General features: G+C 71.4%; 18 protein-coding genes, 2 tRNA genes and 3 pseudogenes. 15 read left to right on the forward strand and 8 right to left on the reverse strand.

What is annotated here, in order from left to right; all coding sequences use genetic code 11:
- Positions 1 to 44: 44 nt before the first annotated feature.
- On the reverse strand, positions 45 to 854 hold the full coding sequence (locus FHX78_RS17465) for a hypothetical protein (RefSeq protein WP_145868377.1): 810 nt from the start codon (positions 852 to 854) through the stop codon (positions 45 to 47).
- Between the two features lie 220 nt (positions 855 to 1,074).
- Here FHX78_RS17465 and FHX78_RS17470 point away from each other — a divergent pair, with 220 nt between their 5' ends.
- Positions 1,075 to 1,539 (forward strand): ATP-binding protein, encoded by a 465-nt coding sequence (locus tag FHX78_RS17470; protein ID WP_145868378.1) that lies wholly within the window; start codon positions 1,075 to 1,077, stop codon positions 1,537 to 1,539.
- Between the two features lie 45 nt (positions 1,540 to 1,584).
- Here FHX78_RS17470 and FHX78_RS17475 read toward each other — a convergent pair whose 3' ends face one another.
- Both FHX78_RS17475 and FHX78_RS17480 read right to left on the reverse strand, forming a co-directional pair.
- Positions 1,585 to 3,057: an aminopeptidase P family protein gene (locus FHX78_RS17475; protein WP_145868379.1), complete on the reverse strand. Its 1,473-nt coding sequence runs from the start codon at positions 3,055 to 3,057 to the stop codon at positions 1,585 to 1,587.
- A 196-nt stretch (positions 3,058 to 3,253) separates the two neighbouring features.
- The gene (locus FHX78_RS17480; RefSeq protein WP_145868380.1) at positions 3,254 to 4,768 is read right to left on the reverse strand and encodes a PP2C family protein-serine/threonine phosphatase; all 1,515 of its coding nucleotides are present in this window, start codon (positions 4,766 to 4,768) and stop codon (positions 3,254 to 3,256) included.
- Positions 4,769 to 5,271: 503 nt separating this feature from the next.
- Between FHX78_RS17480 and FHX78_RS17485 the strand changes: the two genes are divergently transcribed.
- Positions 5,272 to 5,937, forward strand: a complete 666-nt coding sequence (locus FHX78_RS17485; protein ID WP_145868381.1) for a bifunctional DNA primase/polymerase — start codon at positions 5,272 to 5,274, stop codon at positions 5,935 to 5,937.
- A 794-nt stretch (positions 5,938 to 6,731) separates the two neighbouring features.
- Here the strand turns inward: FHX78_RS17485 and FHX78_RS17490 are convergent.
- The 3 genes from FHX78_RS17490 to FHX78_RS17500 form a co-directional block, all read right to left on the reverse strand.
- On the reverse strand, positions 6,732 to 7,721 hold the full coding sequence (locus FHX78_RS17490) for a DUF5926 family protein (RefSeq protein WP_145868382.1): 990 nt from the start codon (positions 7,719 to 7,721) through the stop codon (positions 6,732 to 6,734).
- Between the two features lie 221 nt (positions 7,722 to 7,942).
- The gene (locus FHX78_RS17495; protein ID WP_145868383.1) at positions 7,943 to 8,587 is read right to left on the reverse strand and encodes an ATP-binding protein; all 645 of its coding nucleotides are present in this window, start codon (positions 8,585 to 8,587) and stop codon (positions 7,943 to 7,945) included.
- 184 nt (positions 8,588 to 8,771) lie between these two features.
- Entirely contained in the window at positions 8,772 to 9,602 is an 831-nt protein-coding gene (locus FHX78_RS17500; RefSeq protein ID WP_145868384.1) for a glycerophosphodiester phosphodiesterase, read from the reverse strand.
- A gap of 288 nt (positions 9,603 to 9,890) precedes the next feature.
- Between FHX78_RS17500 and FHX78_RS17505 the strand changes: the two genes are divergently transcribed.
- Together FHX78_RS17505 and FHX78_RS17510 are read left to right on the forward strand one after the other, a co-directional pair.
- Positions 9,891 to 11,465 (forward strand): S1C family serine protease, encoded by a 1,575-nt coding sequence (locus tag FHX78_RS17505; protein WP_145868385.1) that lies wholly within the window; start codon positions 9,891 to 9,893, stop codon positions 11,463 to 11,465.
- Between the two features lie 64 nt (positions 11,466 to 11,529).
- Positions 11,530 to 11,616 (forward strand) — tRNA-Ser (locus FHX78_RS17510).
- A 143-nt stretch (positions 11,617 to 11,759) separates the two neighbouring features.
- On the opposite strand, the gene FHX78_RS17515 is transcribed toward FHX78_RS17510, so the two are convergent.
- The gene (locus tag FHX78_RS17515; RefSeq protein ID WP_145868386.1) at positions 11,760 to 12,515 is read right to left on the reverse strand and encodes a GntR family transcriptional regulator; all 756 of its coding nucleotides are present in this window, start codon (positions 12,513 to 12,515) and stop codon (positions 11,760 to 11,762) included.
- 80 nt (positions 12,516 to 12,595) lie between these two features.
- On the opposite strand from FHX78_RS17515, the pseudogene FHX78_RS17520 reads away from it, so the two are divergent.
- The 10 genes and pseudogenes from FHX78_RS17520 to FHX78_RS36810 all read left to right on the forward strand — a co-directional run bounded on the left by FHX78_RS17520 (position 12,596) and on the right by FHX78_RS36810 (position 18,274).
- Positions 12,596 to 12,873 (forward strand): annotated as a pseudogene (locus FHX78_RS17520) (hypothetical protein).
- A 135-nt stretch (positions 12,874 to 13,008) separates the two neighbouring features.
- Positions 13,009 to 13,182 (forward strand): hypothetical protein, encoded by a 174-nt coding sequence (locus FHX78_RS36805; RefSeq protein WP_167531785.1) that lies wholly within the window; start codon positions 13,009 to 13,011, stop codon positions 13,180 to 13,182.
- Between the two features lie 193 nt (positions 13,183 to 13,375).
- Complete coding sequence (locus FHX78_RS17530) at positions 13,376 to 13,645, forward strand: hypothetical protein (RefSeq protein ID WP_145872038.1); 270 nt, start codon at positions 13,376 to 13,378, stop codon at positions 13,643 to 13,645.
- Positions 13,614 to 14,339, forward strand: a complete 726-nt coding sequence (locus FHX78_RS17535) for a GntR family transcriptional regulator (protein ID WP_145868389.1) — start codon at positions 13,614 to 13,616, stop codon at positions 14,337 to 14,339. The genes FHX78_RS17530 and FHX78_RS17535 overlap by 32 nt, the downstream gene beginning before the upstream one ends.
- Positions 14,336 to 14,644 (forward strand): hypothetical protein, encoded by a 309-nt coding sequence (locus tag FHX78_RS37495; RefSeq protein WP_145868390.1) that lies wholly within the window; start codon positions 14,336 to 14,338, stop codon positions 14,642 to 14,644. The genes FHX78_RS17535 and FHX78_RS37495 overlap by 4 nt, the downstream gene beginning before the upstream one ends.
- Positions 14,645 to 15,162: 518 nt before the next feature.
- Entirely contained in the window at positions 15,163 to 15,972 is an 810-nt protein-coding gene (locus FHX78_RS17545; RefSeq protein ID WP_229924122.1) for a hypothetical protein, read from the forward strand.
- A gap of 20 nt (positions 15,973 to 15,992) precedes the next feature.
- A pseudogene (locus tag FHX78_RS17550) lies at positions 15,993 to 17,091 on the forward strand (tyrosine-type recombinase/integrase); the annotation flags it as partial.
- 215 nt (positions 17,092 to 17,306) lie between these two features.
- Positions 17,307 to 17,762 (forward strand): hypothetical protein, encoded by a 456-nt coding sequence (locus FHX78_RS17555; RefSeq protein ID WP_145868392.1) that lies wholly within the window; start codon positions 17,307 to 17,309, stop codon positions 17,760 to 17,762.
- Between the two features lie 200 nt (positions 17,763 to 17,962).
- Positions 17,963 to 18,179, forward strand: a pseudogene (locus tag FHX78_RS17560) (tyrosine-type recombinase/integrase); the annotation flags it as partial.
- A 13-nt stretch (positions 18,180 to 18,192) separates the two neighbouring features.
- Positions 18,193 to 18,274 (forward strand) — tRNA-Ser (locus FHX78_RS36810).
- A gap of 88 nt (positions 18,275 to 18,362) precedes the next feature.
- On the opposite strand, the gene FHX78_RS17565 is transcribed toward FHX78_RS36810, so the two are convergent.
- On the reverse strand, positions 18,363 to 21,422 hold the full coding sequence (locus tag FHX78_RS17565) for an FG-GAP-like repeat-containing protein (protein WP_145868393.1): 3,060 nt from the start codon (positions 21,420 to 21,422) through the stop codon (positions 18,363 to 18,365).
- A gap of 223 nt (positions 21,423 to 21,645) precedes the next feature.
- Between FHX78_RS17565 and FHX78_RS37955 the strand changes: the two genes are divergently transcribed.
- Entirely contained in the window at positions 21,646 to 23,334 is a 1,689-nt protein-coding gene (locus FHX78_RS37955) for a PucR family transcriptional regulator (RefSeq protein WP_145868394.1), read from the forward strand.
- The last annotated feature ends 40 nt before the right edge of the window (positions 23,335 to 23,374 follow it).

The following is a 23,374-nucleotide window of genomic DNA, read 5'->3' on the forward strand; positions in this document are numbered from 1 at the left end:
AACCCGGAGGACCGGGCCCGTGGCGGAGCGGTGGTCGCCTCGTGTCAGGCGGCGAGGGCGAGTGCGGTGCCGACGGCCGGCGGGCCGCGGCGGATCACCGTGTGCTGGAGTGCGGTGGCGGGCGGCGCGGCCGGGACGAGCAGCGCCGTGCGCGCCACGCGCGGGGCCTCCTCGGGAGCGCCCGGAAGCCCGGCGCGCAGGGCACGCACCAGGGCGAGCGCCGCGCGGAGGGACCGTACGAGAGCGGCCTCGCCGACGCCCTGCGTCGACAGGTCGGCCAGCCGCAGCAGGGCCAGGTCGCCGCGGCGCAGCAGCCATCCCGCGGCCGTCGCCGCGAGGAGGTGGCCGAGCAGCATCGGCAGCGAGGGCAGCAGGGACACCGGGGAGCCCGCGGCGGCCGACACGGCGTCCACCGCGTGGGCGTCCGCCCCACCGGGGTGGATCCGCGCCTCGACGAGGACCTGGCGGGCCTCGGCGGGACTGATCCCCGCCGCGGTGGTCCCGCACAGCAGCCGCGCGGCCCGCTCGACCAGCGCGGCGTCGGAGAGCGCGGACGACGGGGCCGCGGCGGGTGCGCCGTGCTGCCCGAGGCCGAACAGCGTGTGCAGTGCCGTCTGCCCGAACGCCAGCAGGGCCACGATCGACGGCAGCGACCGCGCGCGTCCGGCGAGCGGCGCGGCGACCGCGACCACCCCGAGGAATCCCACGCCGAGCGTCCACAGCGGGACGGCGTCGCAGGAGGCGAGGGTGTGGCCCGCCCCGGCCAGCACGACGCAGACCGCGGCGAACACCGCGGCCCGCAGGATCCGGACCCCTCGTCCGGAGCGCACCGTGCGCGGGTGGGGGGCAGTCATGGCGGCCTCATCATCGCACCAGCCCACCGATCGCCGTACGGCAGGTCCGCAAGATGAGGTACGACCGGAACGTCACGTCTGCCACGGACCGTCCCACATACACCGGTCGGGCCCTCGACGCACCCGCCATATGGGCGGTGTCACGTCAACTTCACGCTTACCGACGACGACTCAGGGCAATACGTAACGGTATGTCGAGCCGCAGCCAGGAGGCTGGAGCATGAGCATCTGGTGGTCACTCCATCTGCGGCGCGATGCCGCCAGCGTGCCGCTCGCCCGGCGCCTGCTGCTCGGCACCATGGAGACCGCGGGCGTCGACCCCGACATCTCCTACGACCTCTCCGTCGCCCTCAGCGAGGCCTGCGCCAACGCGGTCGAGCACGGCGGGGGCACCGCGCGGGGCGGTGTCTCGGAGGCGTTCCGCGTCACCGCCTATCTCGACGGCGAGAAGTGCCGCATCGAGGTCACCGACGCGGGTCCCGGTTTCCCCGCCGCGAGCGGGAGCCGCCCCCGCCCGCCGGTCCGTCCCGCGCCGTCCGACGCCGAGCACGGGCGGGGCCTCGGCCTCATCCGGGAGCTCGCCGACCACGTGCACATCGGCAACAAGCCGGGCCGGGGCGGCGCCGTGGTCAGCTTCGACAAGATCCTCAAGTGGCGCGAGGACGCCCCGCTCGTCGCGGTGTAGCGACGGCCGGGCACGCGAGAGCGCACCCGGCCGTCCCGGCGCGGGTCAGCCCTTCAGGGCCGCCATCCACGCCTCGACCTCGTCCGAGCGCCGGGGCAGCGCGGCGGACATGTTCCGGTTGCCGTCGGCGGTGACCAGGATGTCGTCCTCGATGCGGACGCCGATGCCCCGGTACTCCTCGGGCACGGTCAGGTCGTCCGCCTGGAAGTACAGGCCCGGCTCGACCGTGAGCACCATGCCCGGCTCCAACGTGCCGTCGACGTACGTCTCGGTCCGCGCGGCGGCGCAGTCGTGGACGTCCATGCCGAGCATGTGACCGGTGCCGTGCAGCGTCCAGCGGCGCTGCAGACCCAGCTCGAGCACCCGCTCGACCGGACCCTCGAGCAGACCCCACTCCACGAGCCGCTCGGCCAGCACGTGCTGCGCGGCGTCGTGGAAGTCCCGGTACTTGGCGCCGGGCTTGACCGCCGCGATGCCGGCCTCCTGGGCGTCGTACACGGCGTCGTAGATCTTCTTCTGCAGCTCGCTGTACCGGCCGCTGATCGGCAGCGTGCGGGTGACGTCGGCCGTGTAGTACGTGTGCGTCTCCACGCCGGCGTCGAGCAGCAGCAGGTCGCCGGAGCGGACCGGGCCGTCGTTGCGCACCCAGTGCAGGGTGGTGGCGTGCGGGCCCGCGGCGCAGATGGAGCCGTAGCCGACGTCGTTGCCCTCGACACGGGCCCGGAGGAAGAACGTTCCCTCGATGTAGCGCTCGGACGTCGCCTCGGCCTTGTCGAGGACCTTCACCACGTCCTCGAAGCCGCGCACGGTGGAGTCGACGGCCTTCTGCAGCTCGCCGATCTCGAAGTCGTCCTTGACCAGCCGCAGCTCGGAGAGGAAGACGCGCAGCTCCTCGTCCCGCTCGGCCGTGACCTTGTCGGTCAGCGCCGCCTCGATTCCGGCGTCGTAGCCGCGCACGACCCGCACCGGGCCGGTGGCCTCGCGCAGCGCGTCGGGCAGCTTGCGGACGTCGGAGGCGGGGATGCCGTACAGCTTCTCGGCCTCGGTGAGGGAGTGGCGGCGGCCGACCCACAGCTCGCCCTGGCCGTCCAGCCAGAACTCGCCGTTCTCACGGTCGGAGCGGGGCAGGAGGTAGATCGTCTCCTGGTGGCCGTCGGCCGTGGGCTCCAGCACGAGGACGCCGTCCTCGGTCCGGTTGCCCGTGAGGTGGGCGTACTCGACCGACGCGCGGAAGGGGTACTCGGTGTCGTTCGACCGGGTCTTCAGGTTGCCCGCGGGGACGACCAGGCGCTCGCCGGGGAAGCGGGCGGACAGCGCCGCGCGGCGAGCGGCGGTCTCGGCGGCCTCGGCGATCGGCTCCAGGCCGTGAAGCTCGGTGTCGGCCCAGCCGCTCTTCATGCTCTCGGCCAGCTCGTCGGACACGCCCGGGTACAGGCCGTTCTTGCGCTGCTTGACCGGCTCTTCCTCGGCGGTCTCCTGCTCGGCAGTCTCCGGGGTCTCCGGGAGCTGTTCTGCCACGGCGGTCATCCTCCTCGATACGCCACTGCACCTCCCCCGGGCTCGCGGCGTCGCTCGAGCGGGGGCCTCCCCCATCGTACGGTCGTGCCGAAACGGGCACCGGGCGGCAAAAGGTCTGTCACGGCGGGCGCACCGCGGGCGCACGGAGGGTGACGCGGAGGGGTGACGCGGGGGATGGCGCGGAGCCGCCGGGTGGCTACTCGAACCGGGCCGCCAGCAGCACCACGTCCTCCGCTGAGTCGGCCGTTTCCGCCCCCTCCGGCAGCACCGCGCGCAGGACGTGGTCGGCGACGGCGCCGGGGTCGCGGCGCAACGCCGCCGGAACCCCTGCGGCCGCCGCGTGCAGCCGGGCGAAGGCGCGGTCGGTCGGGTCGCCGGTGCGGTGCAGCAGCCCGTCGGTGTAGAGCAGGACCGTCTCCCCCGGCTCGGCCTGGATCTCCACGCTCGGGGCCTCCCAGCAGGCGAGCATGCCCAGGGGAGCGGAGACCGACGTCTCGACGAACTCGGTGCGGTGCTCGCCGAGCAGCAGCGGCGGACTGTGCCCGGCCCCGGCGAGCGTGATCCGGCGCAGGGCGGGCTCGCAGTAGCCGAACAGGGCGGTGGCGGAGCGGGCCGGTTCGGTGAGCCGCAGCAGCAGCTCCAGGTCGGACAGGACGGCGACCGGATCCTCGCCCTCCATCACGGCGTACGCGCGCAGGGACGCCCGCAGCCGCCCCATCGCGGCGACCGCGCTGGGCCCCGACCCGGTGACGGACCCGACGGCGAGACCGAGCGCGGCGTCCGGCAGCGGCAGCGCGTCGTACCAGTCGCCGCCCCCGCGCGGGGACGTGCGGTGCCGCGCGGCGAGCTGGACGCCGGCCACCCGGGGCAGGCGGGAGGGCAGCAGTTCCTCGGCCATGGTGGCCATGGACGCGCGCGTGCGCTCGACCTCCAGGAGCCGGGCCAGGTGCTCGGCGGCGTGGCGGGTGTAGAGGCCGACGAGGTGGCGCCGGCGTTCCGACGGCTCGGCCGGCTCGTCGTAGAGCCACACCACGGCGCCCAGGCGCCCGGCGGCCTCGGTGGTGAGGGGGAGGGCGTAGCTGGCGGCGTAGCCGAGACGGGCGGCGACCTCGCGGTACCGGGGGTCGAGCCCCTCCTCGGCGAACAGGTCGGGCTCGGCGATGCCGTCGTCGGCACCGGGCAGCCCGTCGAGGATCCTGCCGTACGCCAGGGAGCCGCGCGGCACCGTCTCCATGTGGCCGAGGTCCGCGCGGCCCAGTCCGAAACCCGTGCTGGTGGACGGCCCGAGCCCGTCGGCCGGTTCCAGGCAGACCAGTCCCCTCCGCGCGCCCACCAGAGCGGCTCCCGCGCGGAGCAGCTCCTGGAGCGCCTCCTCCAGCGCGCTCGCGCGGACCAGGCGTTCGGTGAGTTCGTGGAGGGTGGTGAGGTCGGAGACCCAGCCGGCGAGGCGGTCCTGGAGCAGCGCACCCGGTGCGTTCTGGGGGTTTGCGGCAGAAGTGGTGGAGGTACCCGCCGCGACGGACGCGACAGTGTGTGCGGGGGCGGGAACCGTTGAATCGATTCCGGCCACTTTCGGAGGGTGCGGGGCGTTCATGGCGTCCGGCTTTCCGACCGGTACGTACTGCTCAAAAGCATCGCAAACCCCCATGTCATTCTGCGTCGCCGGCAGTGTCTCCACATGTACACGTACTCGTAAGGAGATGTCCAGCATTGTCCTGCTGGGATATCTGGTGTCCGTGGGACTGAAGGGAACTCTCTGTAGACCTCTTGCCGAAATATGAAGTTGGCTTGAAACTGCCTCAGGGGGAGGCCTATTGCGGTCGACTGGCCTTGCTCGACGGAGCGTCACAGCGGTCGTGATGGGTACGTACTCGGTGAAGGCCAGGGGCAGTGGTGAACTGCCCGGGAACCTGGCGACGGACCCGGGCGTCTTAACCACCGACGACCGTGCCCCATCCTCCCGCGGCGGAGGCGGAGAGAACCACGCGCGACGGCAAACGCCAGACTTCGCCACCCCCACGCCCCACCCGTACTTCTGATAGACGCAGTACGGGCGGACGGCCGCGGAGGCAGCCCATGCTCGGCCCATAGGGGTTCCCCCTGCCCGGCGCAGGGGTGTGATGCGCCAACAGGTACGCACAGTGAAGTGATCGACTCATGACGTGATGTGGACCACGGTGTTGCCAGGCGTGCAACGGAAAGGAACGAGCGCTCATGCGCGAGATCCTCGGAAGGCGACGCAGGCTCCTGTCCCGGCGCGGCGACGGAGGGCCCGATCTGCTCGGCGCGGCCCTGACCTTCGCCACGGAATGGCAGTGGCCCGTACTCCCGGGCGTGGCGGCCGCCCCGCAGGGCCGGTCCCGCTGCGGCTGCCCCGACCCCGACTGCACGGTGCCGGGCGCCCACCCGTTCGACCCCGGCCTCCTGGCCGCCACCACTGACGCGCGCATGGTGCGCTGGTGGTGGACCAACCGGCCGACGGCACCGATCATCCTCGCCACCGGGGGCCAGGCCCCCTGCGCGGTCTCCCTGCCCGCGTCGGCGGCCGCCCGTGCCCTCGCGGCGCTCGACGGCCACGGCATGCGGCTGGGCCCGGTCGTCGCCTCGCCGTCCCGCTGGTCGATCCTGGTGAAGCCGTACTCCCTGGAACAGCTGGGCGAGCTGCTGTACGCCAAGGACTTCGTCCCCGGCTCCCTCCGCTTCCACGGCGAGGGCGGCTACCTCGCCCTGCCCCCGTCCGAGTCCGCCGAGGGGGAGATCCGCTGGGAGCGCGCACCGCTGCCCGGCTCGGCGCAGCCCTGGGTGCCCGATGTCGAGGCCGTGGTGGACGCCGTGGTCGAGGCCCTGACCCGCACGGGTGTGAGCGCTCCCGAGGTGTAGGGGGCGCGGGGGCGCCCGCGCCCGTCCCGGGACCGGCCTTGTCGGACCGTGTCGTGCCGTGTCGTCATGGTGGAGTTCGCGCCCGGAACCCTGGAAGGGTCCGTCCGCGCTTGCCCTCGCGGGCGTCGTGGCGGTCCGCGCGCGCGGGCGGTGGCCGTCTACGGGCTCGCACCGGCGGAGGGCTGCCCCGCGGGACCGGCCGGTCGGCCGGGCTCATGCCTCGGACTCCGGTTCCTTCACCGGTCGCGAGCGGCCTCGTCGCGCGCGGCGGCCGTACGGCATCCGCGTCAGCCACCGCTGCCGCCCGCGGCGGCCGTACGACATCCGCCTCGGCCACCGCTGCCGCCCGCGTTCTGCACTCGTCCATCCCGTGTGAGCTGCGGCCCGGCGCGCGCCTGTCGTAACGGCAGCGGGGCGGAAATCTGTGGTGCGGTCGAGGGGAGGGGCGCCCGGCGCGGTACACGGCGGTGGTGGACTTCCCGGACTGCACCGCGGGAGGTGCGCTGCTACGACGTTCCGGGAGCAACGCACCGGTGACGACGAGCGGTTGGCAGGCGATCGCGTTCCGTGAACGACGGCCGGCACGGAAAGACCCGGTTGCTGGCGACGGGGGATGCACCAGCAACCGGGCTACGGGAACGGTAACAAGAGATCGGCGGTTCGCAAATTCGATCTCTGCCTTTCCGGTCACCGACTGGCCTGTCCGCGCCGCGAGTTGAGCATGACCCCGATGGCGCCGGACGGGCCGGTTCCGTCGGCCGGCCGGCCGACGGAACCCTGTGCTGCGGCCGGTCTCAGCTGAGCGTGACCTGGCGGTTCGTCAGGCCGCCGCGCGCGCGGCGCTCGTCCGCGGTGAGCGGCGCGTCCGTGGCCAGCGCGGCGGTGAGCCGCTCGGCGAACTCGGCCGCCGGCTTCTCCACGTCCTCGGCGCCGATCCCGCTGGGCAGGTCCCAGACCGGCACGGTGAGCCCGTGAGCGCGGAAGGAACCCACGAGTCGGGTCCCCTCACCGAGGGAGGACCGGCCCGCCGCGTGCAGCCGCGCGAGAGCGTCCAGAAGCTGCTCCTCGGGATACGGCATGACCCACCGCAGATGGTTCTTCTCGGGCGTTTCGCACCAGTAGGCGGCGTCCACGCCCGACAGCTTGACGGTCGGGATGGCCGCGGCGTTGGCCCGCTCCAGGGAGGCGGTGACGTCCGGGGTGGCCTTCTCCGGCTCCGGGATCCAGAACTCGAACCCGGGGTGCACGACCGGCTCGAACGCACCCTCCGGGTCGAGCAGGTCCTGCAGCCGGGGGCCGTCGGCGGGCGCGCGCCGGGCCGGCACCGGCGTCCCCGGGTCGGCGGTGAGCGCGCGCTGCAGGGTGTCGGCGAGATCGCGGCTGATGTCGCCGGAGGACGTGTCGTTCTGCAGGCCGATCAGGACCGAGCCGTCGTCGCGGCGCAGGGCGGGCCAGGCCATCGGCAGCACCGTGGCCAGCGTCACCGACGGGACGCCCTCGGGCAGCCCGTCCTTGAGCGTCAGCTCGACGGTGGCGGCCGGCACCAGCTCGCGCAGCGCCACCCAGTCGCACTCGCCCGGCAGGCCCTCGAAGGGGCGGTGGACGAGTTCGGTCGCGGCATGCGCGGCGGCACGGCCGTGGCAGGCCTTGTAGCGACGGCCGCTGCCGCAGGGGCAGGGCTCGCGGGCGCCGACGGCCGGGACGTCCCCGTCAGCGCGGGCGGCGCGGGCTCCGTCCGTGTGCTGAGGTCGCTTGGCCTTCGTCTGGGGTCGCTTCTTGGCCATCGTGGGTGTCTCCCGGTTACGGCTCGTCTCGTACGGCGGGAGCCTAGCCGTTCGGGCCACGGCCGACGGGACCCTGTGGACAACGTGCCGACCCGTGGTCGCCCCAAGCACCGTACGAGAGGGCCGCGGTCCTCACTCCGCGCGGTCCCGGACACCGGCGTCCCCGGGGCGTCCCGCACCCCGGGGACGTCGAACACGACCCCCACACGTCGTCGAAGACGTCAGTCCAGGTCGTCGAAGACGTCCGCGAAGCTCAGCCCCGGTATGCGGGACACCGAGGGCGCCGTCACCCGGGCGGCGAAGTCCTCGCGCCGGTGCCCGCTGCCGGCGTCCGGGTCGTACACGTCGTCGTGGACGACGACCCACACCGTGACCTCACCCGGCACCTCGTCGCGTACGCCCCAGTCGTCGGCCAGCGCGGTGATGATGTTCAGCCCCCGGCCGCCGTGCGCCGTTACGGACGGGGTGGCCGGCGCCGGGCGGGTCGGACCACCGCCGTCCGTGACCTCGACGACGAGCCGGCCGCGCGGGTCCACCCGCCAGGCGGCGCGGACGTCGCCGTCTCCGGCCAGGGCGTCGCCCAGAGGCCGGCCGTGCTTGCACGCGTTGCTCAGCAATTCGGAAAGGATCAGTACGGCGTCGTCGATGACCGCGTCCGCCACGCCGCCGTCGCGCAGCTGCGCGCGCATACAGCGCCTCGCCTCCCCCACGCCCGCAGGGCCATGGGGCACGGCCATGCTCGACGACGTGGGCACCTCCTGTGCCACCACCAACGCCACCCCCGAGACCTCCTTCGCCCCACGCCACGGTGTGGATGCCCCATTGGCCTGAACCGGAAACCGGCCAATCCATGAGTGGTGACGCACTCGAAATGATCGAACACGCACCGAACGCGCCGGGGCACTCCCTGTAGCAGGGTGGCTGGATTTCATCGGTGTGGCCGAGAGGTGAGGATGCGCCGGGATGCGGGGCAGGGTCAAGACTCCTGCACGAGACTCTTGGGGCCGACGCGGCCGGTGGGTGGATGCGGCCCGGCGGGGCACCGCGCGGTCAGCGGCCGAGCCGGTCGAGCACCGCGCGGGGACGGTTGGTGATGATGGCGTCCACGCCGAGGCTCACGCAGAGGTCCACGTCCTCCGGTTCGTTCACGGTCCACACGTGCACCTGGTGCCCGGACTGCTTCAGGCGCTCGATGTAGCCGGGGTGGCCGCGCACGATACGGATCGAGGGCCCCGCGATCCGTACGCCGGCGGGCAGCCGTCCGTCGCGCAGCCGCGGGGAGACGAACTGCATCAGGTAGACCGTGGGGAGCGTCGGCGAGGCGGCGCGCACGCGGTGCAGCGACCGCGCGGAGAAGCTCATCACGCGCACCGGCGACGCCTCGGCGGTGGCGGGGGCGTCGAGCCCGAACCGCTTCAGCAGGAGCAGCAGCCGCTCCTCGACCTGTCCCGCCCACCGCGTGGGGTGCTTGGTCTCGATCGCCAGCTCGACCCGGCGCCCGGCGTCGGAGACCAGCTCCAGCAGCCGCTCCAGGGTGAGGACGGAGGTGGCCTCCCGGTCCTCCGGCCGGTGCTCCCAGTCGGGCTCCTCGACGCGCGGCCCCCCGGAGGCGTCGCGGCTCTTCCAGGAGCCGAAGTCCAGGGCGGCCAGATCGGAGAGCTCCAGCGTCGAGACCGCACCGCGCCCGTTGGACGTACGGTTGACGCGACGGTCGTGAACGCACACGAGATGGCCGTCAGCGGTCAGGCGTACATCACATTCGAGCGCGTCCGCACCGTCCTCGATCGCTTTGCGATACGCGGCCAGGGTGTGCTCAGGGGCGTCCTCGGAGGCTCCGCGGTGCGCGACGACTCGGGGCGCGTGCTGCCGTGCGTGGGTCACCGCGTCATGGTGCCACCGTGCGCGGGTAGACGTGCGCTCGGAGTCGCGTGAACGGTCTCGCCGTCCGGCCGGAGGCATCGAGTGGCGCGCCTTACGTGAGTAATGCCCTATATAAAGAATGGCCCCGGACCCACAGGAACGGCTTATGGTGCCCTGACGGCCCGTGGGAAAAGCTGACGTCATACAAAGAGACATGCGCAGCCGCATCGCGACGGACTCGTGGACGAGGGTGAACGAGCCGGACCGAGTGCGACCGGGAACAACAGCCGTGGATCGAGGAGAGAAGCTGTGAGCACCGAGAACGAGGGCACCTCGGTACCCCCTGCCCCGTCCGCCCCGCCGCCCCCGCCGGTGGATGCTCCCGCTGCTTCGGCGCACCAGGGGCCCCCGGCCCCGGGAGCGGCTCCCGGCCCGGCGTCGCCGCCGCCGGCGGGCGCGCGGGACGCCGCGGGCCAGGCGTACGGCCCCGGCGCGCACGGGACCGAGGGGGAGGACGGCTACGGCGCCCCCGGCGCGTACGGCACCCCCACCGCGTACGGCGCGCACGACGCCCACGGTGCGCACGACGCCCACGGAGGCCAGGTCCCGCAGGGCGGCTCCCCGGCCGGACCCCACTCCCGCTCCTCCGCCCCGGACGCCTCCTGGCCCCCGCCCCCGCCGCAGTCCACCCCGGCCTACGGCGACGGCGGCGCCGGGCACGGTGCCGGAGGCTGGGGCTCCGCCCCGCAGCAGCCGGCCCCGAAGAGCGGTGGCGGACGCGGCCGCATGGTCGCCGCGGTCCTGGCTGCCGCGCTGCTCGCGGGCGGCCTGGGCGGCGGCCTCGGCTACACCCTGGCCAGGGAGAACGACAGCAGCGGCTCGACCACCGTCTCGTCCTCCACCAGCGGCGGCAACGTCAAGCGCGACCCGGGCACGGTCGCCGGTGTGGCCGCCAAGGCGCTGCCCAGCACGGTCACGATCGAGGCCGAGAGCAGCAGCGGCGAGGGCGGCACCGGCACCGGTTTCGTCTTCGACACCCAGGGCCACATCGTCACCAACAACCACGTGGTGGCGGACGCCGTCGACGGCGGCAAGGTCTCGGTGACCTTCCCGAACGGCAAGAAGTACGCCGCCGAGGTGGTCGGCAACGCGCAGGGCTACGACGTCGCGGTCATCAAGCTGGACAACGCCCCGTCGGACCTCCGGCCGCTCACCCTCGGCAACTCCGACGAGGTGGCCGTCGGCGACTCCACGATCGCGATCGGCGCCCCCTTCGGCCTGTCCAACACGGTGACGACGGGCATCATCAGCGCCAAGAACCGCCCGGTGGCCTCCAGCGACGGCACCGGCAGCCAGGCCTCGTACATGAGCGCCCTGCAGACCGACGCGTCCATCAACCCGGGCAACTCCGGCGGTCCGCTGCTGGACGCGCAGGGCAACGTCATCGGCATCAACTCCGCGATCCAGTCCACCAGCAACGGCGGCTTCGGCACGGGGCAGTCCGGCTCGATCGGCCTGGGCTTCGCCATCCCGATCAACCAGGCCAAGTACGTCGCCCAGGAGCTGATCAGGACGGGCAAGCCGGTGTACGCCAAGATCGGCGCGTCGGTCTCCCTGGAGGACACGACGGGCGGTGCGAAGATCACCGACCAGGGCGCGGGCGGCTCCGAGCCCGTCGACCCGGGCGGCCCCGCCGACAAGGCGGGCCTCAAGCCCGGCGACGTCATCACCAGGCTCGACGACCGGGTCATCGACTCCGGTCCGACCCTGATCGGCGAGATCTGGACCCACAAGCCGGGCGACGAGGTCACGATCACCTACGAACGCGGCGGCAAGGAACAGACCACGGACCTCACCCTGGGCTCCCGCGTGGGCGACAACTGACACCCACCCGCCGGCACCGACCCGTTACCCTTGTCCCCGCGTCACCGATCACCGGCAGGCGCGGGGAGGTGTGCCCGAGCGGCCTAAGGGAACGGTCTTGAAAACCGTCGTGGCAGCGATGTCACCGTGGGTTCAAATCCCACCGCCTCCGCGCTGAGAGCAGTGAGAACGGCCCCTGACCTGGGATTCGGTCGGGGGCCGTTCTCATGTCCGGCCCTGTGGCTCCCCGCTGTTCCCCGCGGTTTCCCGCTCGAACGGGCACGCAAGGGGCACGTAGGGGGCACGCGCGGACGGCTATCGAGAGATCGGAATCTCGTAGACGATCTCGCAGAGAGCGGCGGGCACCACGATGTCCGCGGTCTCCACGGGCCGTCCCTGGTCGCTGTAGTACGTCCGCCGGATGTGCGTGACGAGTGAGCCCTTCTGGATGCCCAGGAGTGAGGCCTCCTCGGCGGTCGCCTGCCTCGGCTCCGGCTGCTCCACGGCGTGGCTGACGGTGATGCCGATCTCCGCCATGCGGTTCACGACCCCTGCCCCGGCGTGCGGCCCTCCCTCGGGGAGGACGACCAGCGTGCCGCCGGTGAGGTCGTACGGCTCCCAACTCGTCGACAGTTGCACCGGCCGGCCGTCGGCGAGGAACTCGTACGCGGTGCAGACGCACAGATCGCCTTCGGCGATACCGAGACGCGCCGCGACCTCCGCCGGTGCCGGAACCTTGGCCTCGGTCCGGCTCTCCCAGTCCCCTTGCCTGCCTACGGCCTTCATGTCCGCGCGGAATGGCGAGCCGCTGGGCTGCTCACGCGCGGACGACCGGACCACGCGCACGCGCTGCCGGGGCTCGGCGACGTAGGTGCCCGAGCCTGCGCGGCCTTCGAGTACACCCTGGGAGATCAGCAATTCCTGCGCCCGGCGGACCACGTTGTCGCCGACGCCGTATTCCTGGCCGATCTGGGCGCGGGAGGGCAGTCGGTCCCCCGGCTCCCACTCGTGCTCCGCGATCCGCCGCCGGAGCTCGTCGGCGATGCGGAGATAGGGCGGTTGCTCAGGCATATGGAAAATCTAGTCCACTAGCTCTAATCTAGTTAACTAGCTTTACTTAAAGTGATCGCCGTTAACCGGAGGGCTGCCCTGTGCCTGCTTCCAAGGAGCGCGCGGTGGCCATCGCAGCCCGGTTATCGGCCGTCGGGCTCGCCACGCGTGTGGAGGAGCGCGACGACTGCACGGCCATCGAGGCGGAGGTGCCGGAACCACTCTCCGCGGAGTCATGGCGGGAGGTCCTGGAAGCGGTGGCTACGGCCGACCGCTTCGGCCTCCTCGCCACCAGTTCGAATGACCGCACCCTCTGGGCGGTCGTACGCAAACGGTCCCCGCGACGGGTGATGTCGGGGGACCGGGCCATCAGCGATAGGGGCTGAACACCGTGCTCAATCGTATCCGCCGTACCGCCTCGCATCTCAGGGAGCGGTACCTCTACAAGGGCCAGCACCGCCGGTCTACAACGCCTGTGCGGCCGGTGGTGCCGGCCTTTGAAGTAGCCCATGATGTGGTGCTGTTCCTGCGCCACCACCGCGAGCACACGGGCGTTCTCGTGGGCGAGGAGACGGCGCTCGTCCGCCCGTACGTCCTGGCCAGTGAAGCGCGAGCACTGCACCGCTCGGCGTCCGTGAGCAGCGCTCCCCTCGCCGGTCCTTGGTACGCCTCGGCGGGTGACCACTGATGCCGCCTCGCCAACAGCCCCACGTGCCGGGGCCTGACTCCTACCAGTCGGCCTCCTGCTGGATCGGAACGCACCACGCATGCGCGGAGTCCTCCCCGGCCACCGCGCCGGTCGAGGTGCCGGTGATCTACGAAGCCTGCGACTGCTCGTGCCACACCGTCGCCAAGTGCCCGGCACGGACGGAGGCAGCACGGTGAAGGTAACGGCACTCAGCGGCGCGGTGCTCTCCCCGGTCGAGATCACCTCGGCGAGCGTGCAGCGGGGAGACATCATTCAGGTCGGGGGCCAGCAGTGCCGGGTGAGCGACCTCTTCCAGTTGCCCGGCGGAGCGAAACGGCTCGTGTTCGACTCGGGCGAGTTGCTGACCATCCACACGATGACCCGGCTCGTGGCCCTGCGGCTTGTACGAGTGAGGGGCGGTGATCCCACCCATGCCCTCGCGACGCGACACCATCGCCGATGACCTCCGGGACCGGATCGCCACCGGCCGACTCAACCCCGGCGACCGCCTGCCCTCTGAGGCGCACCTGGCCGCGCAGTACATGGTGAGCACGCCGACGCTGCGGAATGCCCTCGCCGTGCTCCAGGCGGAAGGCCTCGTCGAGAAGGTCCACGGCAAGGGGAACTTCGTCCGCCGTCCGGTCCGCAGGATCACGTACTTGGGAGGGGCCCGGACACCGGACACGCCCGTCGTGGACCTCGCACCCCTGAGCGTTACTGCCCGCACCACCAAGGTCCGGGCCCGCGGGCATCTCGCAGCCCTGCTGAAGATGCCGACCGGCAGTCCTCTGACGGAGATCCTCTGTCTCGGCCACGAAGGCGAGAGGCCCCACAGCCTGGCTCGTATCTACGTCCCGTGCGACTTGGCGCCGGCCGCCTGCGAGTCGCTCCCGTATGAGGCGGTGGTAACGCGATTGATGGAGCTCCGCCCACCGTTGGCTGAAGTCCGGGAGGAGATCAGCGTTCGCCTCCCGACATCGGAGGAGGCATCCACTCTCCGGATCAGCTCCGCCCTGGCAGTCCTCGCCATCACCCGTCAGGCGGCCGACACCGCCGGACGCGTGGTCGAGGCGGCCCTTCTGGTCCTACCGGGAGACCGCGCCGATGCGGTGTTCACCACTCACCACATGCTCGACGAAAGGCCAGCGGAAGCATGACGACGTCAAACGAACTGCGGCTCCTCCCCTGGACGGGACCCGACGGCAAGCCCTGCTTCCTCAGCACCGATGGCGGCGGCGGCTACCTGTCCCGCTTGGCCGACAACATCGAGTCCGTGCAACTCGGGATGGCGTCCGGGCTCTTGGACCAAGCGTTGGAGCTCCTAGCTGACGCAGGAACGGGCCCAGACGACCTACGGTGCTTGGTAAAGGACCTGACTGGAGCCTTGCGGGACACACTCCGCGTTGCGACAAGCTGCGGTCACCGCCTGGATAGCCGGTTTACTGATCACCCCTTCCGCTGACCAGCGGACCTGAAGAAGCCCGCGGCTCTGACCAGTTCAGATGCCGTGGGCTTCTGTCGTTGTTGGCCGGCGTCGGGTGGCCTCGCACGGCCCAGGGACGGCCCGGGCGGCCTCGACCGCCAAGCGCTTAGAAGATGCGGGCAAGCCTTGGTAGGTCGCCCCGATCGACCTACGTCAGCACCGTACTGGACTACTGCATGCCGCTACCGTCCGCCGCTGTTGCCTTAGCTCTATCCGGCTCGGTCAGCTTCGGTCATACCGACTGCTTCACGGTTTTAGAGAGGGTGGCTGACGAGCTAGAGCTGTGACGCCACACCGCCACATGGTCGATCTCAATCAAAAGAGAAAATAGAAGTATCATTAGTGATTTATTTCGATCCTTGAAAAAGGGAAGTTCAGCATTTCGCATCATTTGGCACAGTCGGTCTGCAACCATGATCTCCTAGGTCTACTCTAGAAGGACGGACTGCGCGCCCACCATGATCGATCTCCCTGCCCTGCCAACAGGACCTAAGTACATGACCATTACTCCCGAGATGGCCGAACTTTGGTTGGCTCATTGCAACCCGGCACATAATCGCGTTCTATCTGACACGGCCTACGAGCGCTACGCCAAGGCAATGGCAAGTGGCGCATGGAGGACAACCCATCAGGGGATTGCCTTCGATAAAAGTGGAATGCTGCTAGATGGCCAGCATCGCCTGATGGGGATTAAGATTTCAGGCGTTTCGGTCGAGATGCTCGTTATTCCGTCCTGTGACGCTGAGACATTCGATGTCCTAGACTCTGGCCAGCGCAGGCAGGCGGCGCAGCTACTTAAAATTCCTCACCGCGTGATTGTGGCGGCTGCCGCTCGAATCATCGGGCAGATGTATAAGATGTGGGACCCTGTCACGCTCTTCGACGGATTCTATGATACGAGAGCAGCGACTTCTGACATTCTCAAAGCGGTGGCAGCCTGGCCAGAACTTAAAACGATGGCGCCGATTGCCGCCGCTGCCTATAGGGCTTCTGGAATTAATCAACCGACCCATCTCGTGGTCCTCGCGCAAGCCGCCCGAACGGATTATGCAGATAAAATTGAAGATTGGGCGAACGGCCTGATCTCGGGGGCGAATATGGACCAGAAGGACCCTCGCCTAGTGCTTAGGAACCGGTTCTTTCGCGAGCGCGTGCTGCTGGGTACAAGCGCAGGACGCCGCACTTCCTACAATCTCATCGCGAAATCGTGGAACAGTTGGGCGCAAGGGAGGTTGATGGGTACTCTCAAATCCCTCGATGGTGAAGGGGTCATCCCTGTAGTTGGCACCGAAAAGTTCCGCCCTTAGTTTCGCATATTTTCCCCTCGGGGCCGGACGGTGTGCTTCGACCTGCGGATCGGACGTTCGCCACGTCGACGGATGCCGACCGGTGGCTCATGCGGAAGCGCATCGAAATCGAAGAGGGCCGCTGGCTTGACCCCGCCGAGGGGCGGACGACCGTGCGGGACTGGTCCGCTCGCTGGCTGGCCGCCGTCGCTCCGCAGCTGAAGCACAAGACACAAGCGACGTACCGTTCGCTGATCAACTCACGCATCAACCCGGCGCTCGGCGACCGGGAGTTGTCGAGTCTGCGGCCGATCACGGTTACTGAGTGGGTGGCCGCGATGCGTACCGAGGGTCTGAGCGCTTCGCGCATCCGCCAGGCGTACCGGGTGCTGTCGCAGATCATGGCGTCCGCCGTGGACAACGACCTGATCCCACAGACTCCGTGCCGTGGTGTCCGGCTTCCGCGCATGCCGCAGACCGAACCGCACATCGTCACGCCGCTGGAAGCCTCGCGCATCGTCCGCACTGCCGAGAAGCCGCACGACTTGCTGATCGCACTGCTCGCCTTCGCCGGTCTGCGGGTGGGAGAGGCGTTCGCGCTTCGGCGCTCGGACGTGGACGTCGCCGGCGGCTTCCTCCTGGTCGACGAGAACCTGGCCGAAGCGAACGGCGCCCTCGTCTTCGACACCCCGAAGTCTCATCAGAAGCGGCTCTTGCGGCTGGCACCCTCCCTGGCGAAGCGCCTCGGGGCCTACCTCGAGGAGCTGCCCGGCGGGGAAGACGCGCTGTTGTTCACCACGCCCGCGGGCAAGCCGCTGCGCTACAACCAGTGGCGCAAGGCGTACTTCGACCCTGCCGTCTCGGCGGCCGGCCTGACCGACGTGACTCCGCACGACCTCCGGGCCTCCCACGGCACGTGGGTCGCCGACCGGTACGGCGTCATGACCGCCGCGCACCGCCTCGGCCACTAGAACGCGAGCGTCACCACCCGGCACTACGCCCGCCCGGTCGCCGGCCGCGACGACCAGGTGGCCGAAGCCTCCGACGCGTGGTTCAGCGGGCACGATGGCATCCCATGGGGCACGTAGGGGGCGCGACGATTACGGTGACGGGTCTATGGGAGTGCCCGCACGTGCCTGACCTGCCTCGTAGCGGACGACGACCGTAATCGCCGAAAGGTCTTGGAATCCGTACGCGTACTTCACGATGCGCCGGGAGGCGTGCACGTTTTGCGCCGTGGCTCCCGAGTCAGTCCCCTGAGTGGTTTAACCATCGCTCCCGGAAGAGCACGCTTTCCTTCTTCTAATGTGCCTCTTCGTAGTCAGTTGACTACGGAAAGCGAAAAGGGAGAGGGTATGCGACTCAACTCCGTGGGCCGACTGGCGGTGGTTGCCTCGGCAGCACTGCTGCTGCTCGGTGGGGCGGCCACCTCAGCGCAGGCGTCTGCGCCTGGCCCCGTCCTGTACTCGATCGACTTCTCCAATCCCCAAGAGCAAGACAACAACAACCTGCCCGAGCCCTACGGACGGATCTGGGTGCAGTCCCCCTGGCTCCAGCAGACCGCGCTGTGGGAGCACCCGGACGTCGACATCAACACCCCCACCCTGCCGCGCTATCCCGACGACGGCCCTTACGCGTTCAGGTTCGTCGACCACCCCGTCACCGAGCTGTGCGCCCAGGTGGGCGAGGACGACACCGGCATCAACCGCGACGACATCCTCGCCGACGGCTGCGTGCCGGTCGACGGTCCCGGCGACTACACCATCTCCGGCCCCGACGGGTCGGTCACGGTCCACCTGCTGGACGTCTGACGACCTCGGGCTCAGCGCCCACAGCCCCGCCCGCGGTCTGCGAAGGCTGCGGGCGGGGCTGTGTTTACAGCGTCCTGGAAGCCGCTCGGTCGGGGTTTCCCAGCTGAGCGGCTTGCGTGGCTGGCTGTTCAGCTCGGCCGCGACCTTGTCCAGGTCCGCGGGAGCGGTAGGGGGATCGCACGTTCGCCACTTCGACGGATGCCGACCGGTACGGCGTCATGACCGCCGTGTACTGTCTCGGCCACTTGAACGCGAGCGTCACCACCCGGCACTACGCCCGCCCGGTCGCCGGCCGCGACGACCAGGTGGCGGAAGCCTCCGACGCGTGGTTCAGCGGGCACGATGGCACCCCATGGGGCACGTAGGGGGCACGAAGACGACGGCGACGGCTCCGCGGGCATGCCTGCAAGCGTTTGACCTGCGGCGCAGCGGACAACGGCCGTGATCGCCGAAAGGTCTTGAAAACCGTCGTGGCAGCGATGTCACCGTGGGTTCAAATCCCACCGCCTCCGCGCGATGAGCACGGGGAACGGCCCCCGACCTGGGTTCAGGGTCGGGGGCCGTTCGTGTGTCCGGGCGACGGGGGTCGGGCGGGTGGGGTCAGAAGAGGCCCTTGTAACCCTGCCAGCCGGTGGCGATCCTCGTGCGGCTGCCGAAGGAGCCCTTGCCGTTGCCGTTGTTGCGCCATGCGTTGCCGGAGGTGTCGCGGGAGACGAGGTCCGCCCTGCCGTCACCGGTGATGTCGCCCACGCCCACGATCACGTTGTACGACGAGCCCCAGTCGTCGAAGACCTTCACCCGGTTCTTGAACTGGCCGGTGGCCGTGCCGTCGTAGCGCCACAGTTCGTTCGACCTGTCCTGCGCCAGGAGGTCGCCGTGGCCGTCGCCGTTGAGGTCGCCGACGCCCACGACCTTCTTGTAGCCCGTCCAGCCGGACCGGATCCTCACCTTCGCCGAGAGCTTCCCCGTGCTCGTCGCCTTGTAGAGGTAGATGTCCCCGGTCGAGGCGTGGCGGGCGATCAGGTCCGCCCGACCGTCACCGCTGAGGTCCCCGGGCGAGGTGAGCACGTCGTACTGGTTCCAGCCGCTGGTGCCCAGCGACGTGTACGCGGTCGACGGCGTCACCTCCGCACCGCACGCGGGACGGTAGGCGCGCAGGGCGCCGCTGCTGAACCGCACGAGCACGTCGTTGCACCGGTCACCGCTCAGGTCGCCGAAGGGCACGGCCTTGACGGTCGTCGGCCATCCGGAACCCGTCCGCTTCCCGGTGAACGTTCCCGTCCCCGTCCCGTACTGGTACGTCAGCCCGCCCGAGCCGTTCAGGGTCACCAACTCGCCGAAGCCGTCCGACCCGACGAAGTCGCGCTGGACCGCCGCCGCGCCGGTGACCCGCACCGTCCCGGTCCTCGTCAGGGCCGCGCCCTGTCCATCCGCGGGGGTGACGGTCAGCGTCCAGGTGTAGGTGCCGTTGGGCACCAGCCGGCCGGAGCCGTCCTTGCCGTTCCACGCCGTGCTCACCACACCGCGTGCCGTGCCGCCGGAGAGCGTGCGGACGACCGCACCGCCGGCCTTGTTGCCGAGCACGAGCTTCCAGGAGGCCGCGGGCTTGTTCAGCCACCACTTGGGGCTCCACTGCGTGGCACCGCCCTTGACGTCCACCGAGCCGGCGACCGTCGCGTCGCGCTGCACGAGGGCGGAGACGGGGACGCCGCTGGGGGTCAGGCGGACGGAGTCGTCGGAGCGGAGCTGGGCGATCACGCCGGTGTACGGGTCGACGTCCCAGGAGTTCCCCTCGAACGCCCCGGCGGTGTGCGCCACGGGCGTCCCGCCCCGGACGTCGATCACCTTGAGCCGTCCGGCCTCGACGGTCGCGACGAAGCCGTCGCCGAGCTGTGCCTGCTCCCAGCCGGACCCGGAGACGAGCGTCAGGTTCCGCTTGGTGACGGTGTCGTAGACGCCCTGGCCCTCCGAGCCGAGCACGCAGTTCCACAGCAGCCACCGGCCGACCGCCTGGAAGTCGTTCAGCAGGCAGCCGCGCCCGAACCACACCGGCTCGCCCCGCTGTCCGGTCACCAGGTCGACGGGGACCACGGTGTCGTTGCCGGACATCACCCACAGGGTGGTGCCCCACATCGCCCGCACGGTGTCCGTCGTCGTGAACACCGTGCGCCCGGAGTCGAGGTCGACGACCCGGGTCTCCGCCGCGCCGCTGCTGTCGTACGGCCTGGTCAGGGCGGCGAAACGGCCGTTGGCGGCGGCCGCGTACGCGTAGACGCGGGAGCTGTCGACGCGGGTGCCGGGCAACGACTGGGTGGGGCCGAGCAGACGGGGCTGCTCGGCGACGGTGGTGCCGTGGCCCGAGACGACCGTCCGGCCGTCACCGGTGTCGAGGACGCGCGGACGGCCGTCCGGGGCGCTCTCCTGCGTGACCCGGCCGCGCTGGGTGCGTGTCCCCACCGAAGGGGAGCCGGTCACACCGGTGTCCCGGCTGTGGAGATACGTCCACTGCCCCACGGGGTCCTCCTCCACGGTCGTCAACCGGCCCTGGGCGAGGGTGAGCTGGGAGACCGTGTGGACGACCTGCCGGGGGTACGCGTCCGCGACCCTGCGCACGGTGACCCCGCCGCCCTCGGCGGGCTCGACGAGGGAGACGCCCCACCGGTCCGTGCTGTCACCGCCCGGCACCAGGAGCCCGCCGTCCGGGGTCGGCACGGCCTGCTTCGACGTCCTGGCCAGCAGGGTCCGCGGGGCGGAGCCGTCGAGGGGGACGGCGTCGACGCGCCAGACCGGCAGGCCGAGGTCGGCGCGGCCCAGGGAGGCGTCGTACCGGGCCACCAGGACGGTGTCGCCGACCAGGCCCAGCACCTGCCCGACATCGGCGAGCGGCATGGTCCGCGGGGCGGCGGCCGGGTCCTGGCGGGAGGCGACGTGGAGGGTGCCGTCGTACCACCACACCAGGTGGGTGGGGCTGAGCGCGACGAGGTAGTACCACGACTGCACCTCGTGGGGCAGGACCGTCAGGCGCCCCTGCTCGACGTCCAGCCAGCCGGTGAAGACGTCATCGCCCTTGCGGTACCGCACGACCTGTCCGCGCGCGTCGCCCAGCGACGAGGGGGACCACAGATAGGTGCCGGAGGGGACGCCCTCCACCGTGCGGTCGGTGACGCCGCCGTCGTCCCGGAGGTCCAGCAGGTGCCACACGGCGTCGGTGCCCGGCCTGCCCGAGGTCGTGACGACCGTCGACCCGAGGGTGCTGAAGTACGTGTGCCCTTCGGGAAGCGGGACGGTGCGGACCTCGCCGGACGTCATGTCCCGCAGCGTCACGGTCCTGGCGGAGACGTCGTGGCGGGCGACGACGTCCGAGCCCGCGCCGGAACTCGTGACGCCGTACACGTCCGCGGCGGACGCGTCGACGACCGTGTCGACACCGTCGTAGCTCGTCCAGACCTGGCCGCGCCCGGGCTCGTACCGCAGGAATCCCGAGGGTCCCGCGCTCAGCAGGCTCGTCCCGGGAAGCTGTGCGGTGGTGGCCGGTACGACCACCTCCGTGCCGGCCGTCGCGGCGTGCGCGCCGCCGGCCGTGAGCGGGCCGAGACCGACGGCGAGTGTGAAGGAAACGGCGGCGGCGGTGGCGCCTCGTGCGAGCGCACGTCTGCCCATGCGGGACCTCTCCGGGGACATCGGGGGACGACGGGGAGAGGCTCCGCGCGCGTCGTCTCACCGCAGGTCACCACCCGCGGCGCACCCGACGCCGGACACCCCCCAGCCAAGTGGCCGGATCGTAGCAGTTGCCCCGGACATGACCGACGCGGACCGAACCCGCCGTTCCCGTGACTCCCCCTACACTCAGCGTCACGCGACGCACCGACTCGAGGGGGGCCGGATGGTGCCGAACGAAGGGGCCGGGCAGGGGGATGCCGCCGCGGCGGGGCCGACGCTGGAGCAGCTGCTGGCGGTCATGGGGGCCGGGGTGCTGGAGCCGGGCCCGGCTCCGCGCGGACCGGGGGCCGTGGTCGAGGGGGTCATGGTGCTGGACCCCCTGGAGCCGGGGCGGTCGCGCGGGCAGGTACTGCTGGCCGTGGGCGTCGATCCGCAGTCGGCCGCCGCCGTGGACGTGGTGCGGCAGGCCGCCGGGGAGGGGGCGGCCGCGGTGGTCTTCGGGCCGGTGAGGACGGGGCGGCACCCGGACGCGCTGCGGGCGGCCGCCGAGGAGGCCGGTACGGCGGTCCTCTTCCGGACGGCGTGGTGCGGCTGGACGGAGCTGGTCGGCGCGCTGCGGGCCGGTCTGGTCCTGTCCGGGGTCCCCGCGGACCCGGCCGTGGCCGCCGTGACGCCGGGCGACCTGAACGGGCTGGCCGACGCGGTGGCGGTGCTGGTCGGCGGCGCGGTGACGATCGAGGACGTCGAGTCCCGGGTCCTGGCGTACTCGTCCACCAAGGAGGACGTGGACGAGTTGCGCCGGCTGACGATCCTCGGCCGCCGGGTGCCGGAATGGCGCGTGGCCGCCATGCGGGAGGCCGGGTTCTTCCGGGCGCTGTGGGGCTCGGGCGACGTCATCCACCGGCCGGCGCACGGGGAGAACCCCGAGCGCCTGGTGGTGGCCGTCCGGGCGGGCGGGGAGATCCTGGGATCGATCTGGGTGGCGGCCGCGGGCGGCGAACTCCCGCCGCACGCCGCCGACACGCTGCGCTCGGCGGCGCGGGTGGCCGCCGCCCATCTGCTCCACCACCGGTCGCACCGCACGCACGCCCGGCTGGTCGAGGACGCGGCCCGCGCGCTGCTCGACGGACGGGGATCCGCCGACGTACTGGCGGAGCGCACCGGGATACCGGCGCACGGGCCCTGCGCGGTCCTGGCGGTACGTCCCGGAGCCTCCTGCACGGGGGAGCGGACCGCGAGGCTGTGCGCCCTGCTGGCGGTGCGCTGCGGCGCGGACGGCCTCATGCCGGTGGTGGTGCCGGTCGACCGGGGCGCGCTGGTCCTGGTGGGCGGGCTGCCTCAGGACCGGCGGCGGGCCGTCGAGCAGATGGCGCGCCTGGGGAAGTCCCTGGTCCGGCAGGTGGCCGACGTGTTCGGGCCGGAGGCGAGGATCGGGCTGGGCACGGTGGCCGAAGCGCTGGCGGGCCTGCCCGAGTCGCGCCGGTCGGCGGACCTGGCGCTGAAGGCCCTGCTCACGATGGGCAGGGCGGACACGACGGCCGCGAAGGGCGACGCGGGCGAGCCCCTCACCGTCGCGTTCGCGAGCGAGGTGGCCGAGACGATCGCCCTGCACCAGATGCTGGACGCGCTGCCGGGACCGGAGCCGGCGCCGGAGACACCGGTGGCCCGCCTGGTGGCGTACGACGCCGGGCAGGGCGGGGGCACCATGGTGCGGACCCTGCGGGCCTACCTCGACCACTTCGGTCATGTGCCGGACACCGCCCGGGCGCTGGGGGTGCACGCGAATAGCCTGCGGCACCGCATCACCCGGCTCACCGAGGTGTCCGGGCTCGACCTCGGCAGCCCGGACGCCCGGCTCCTCGCCCAGCTGCAACTCCGTCTCCTGGACCGGGGGGACGGCCGCGAGGCGTGAGCCCCGGGTGCCGCCCCGGCGGAAGCGTGCTCCCTCGGGC

It is taken from the genome of Streptomyces capillispiralis, from assembly GCF_007829875.1.
Lineage (GTDB): Bacteria > Actinomycetota > Actinomycetes > Streptomycetales > Streptomycetaceae > Streptomyces > Streptomyces capillispiralis.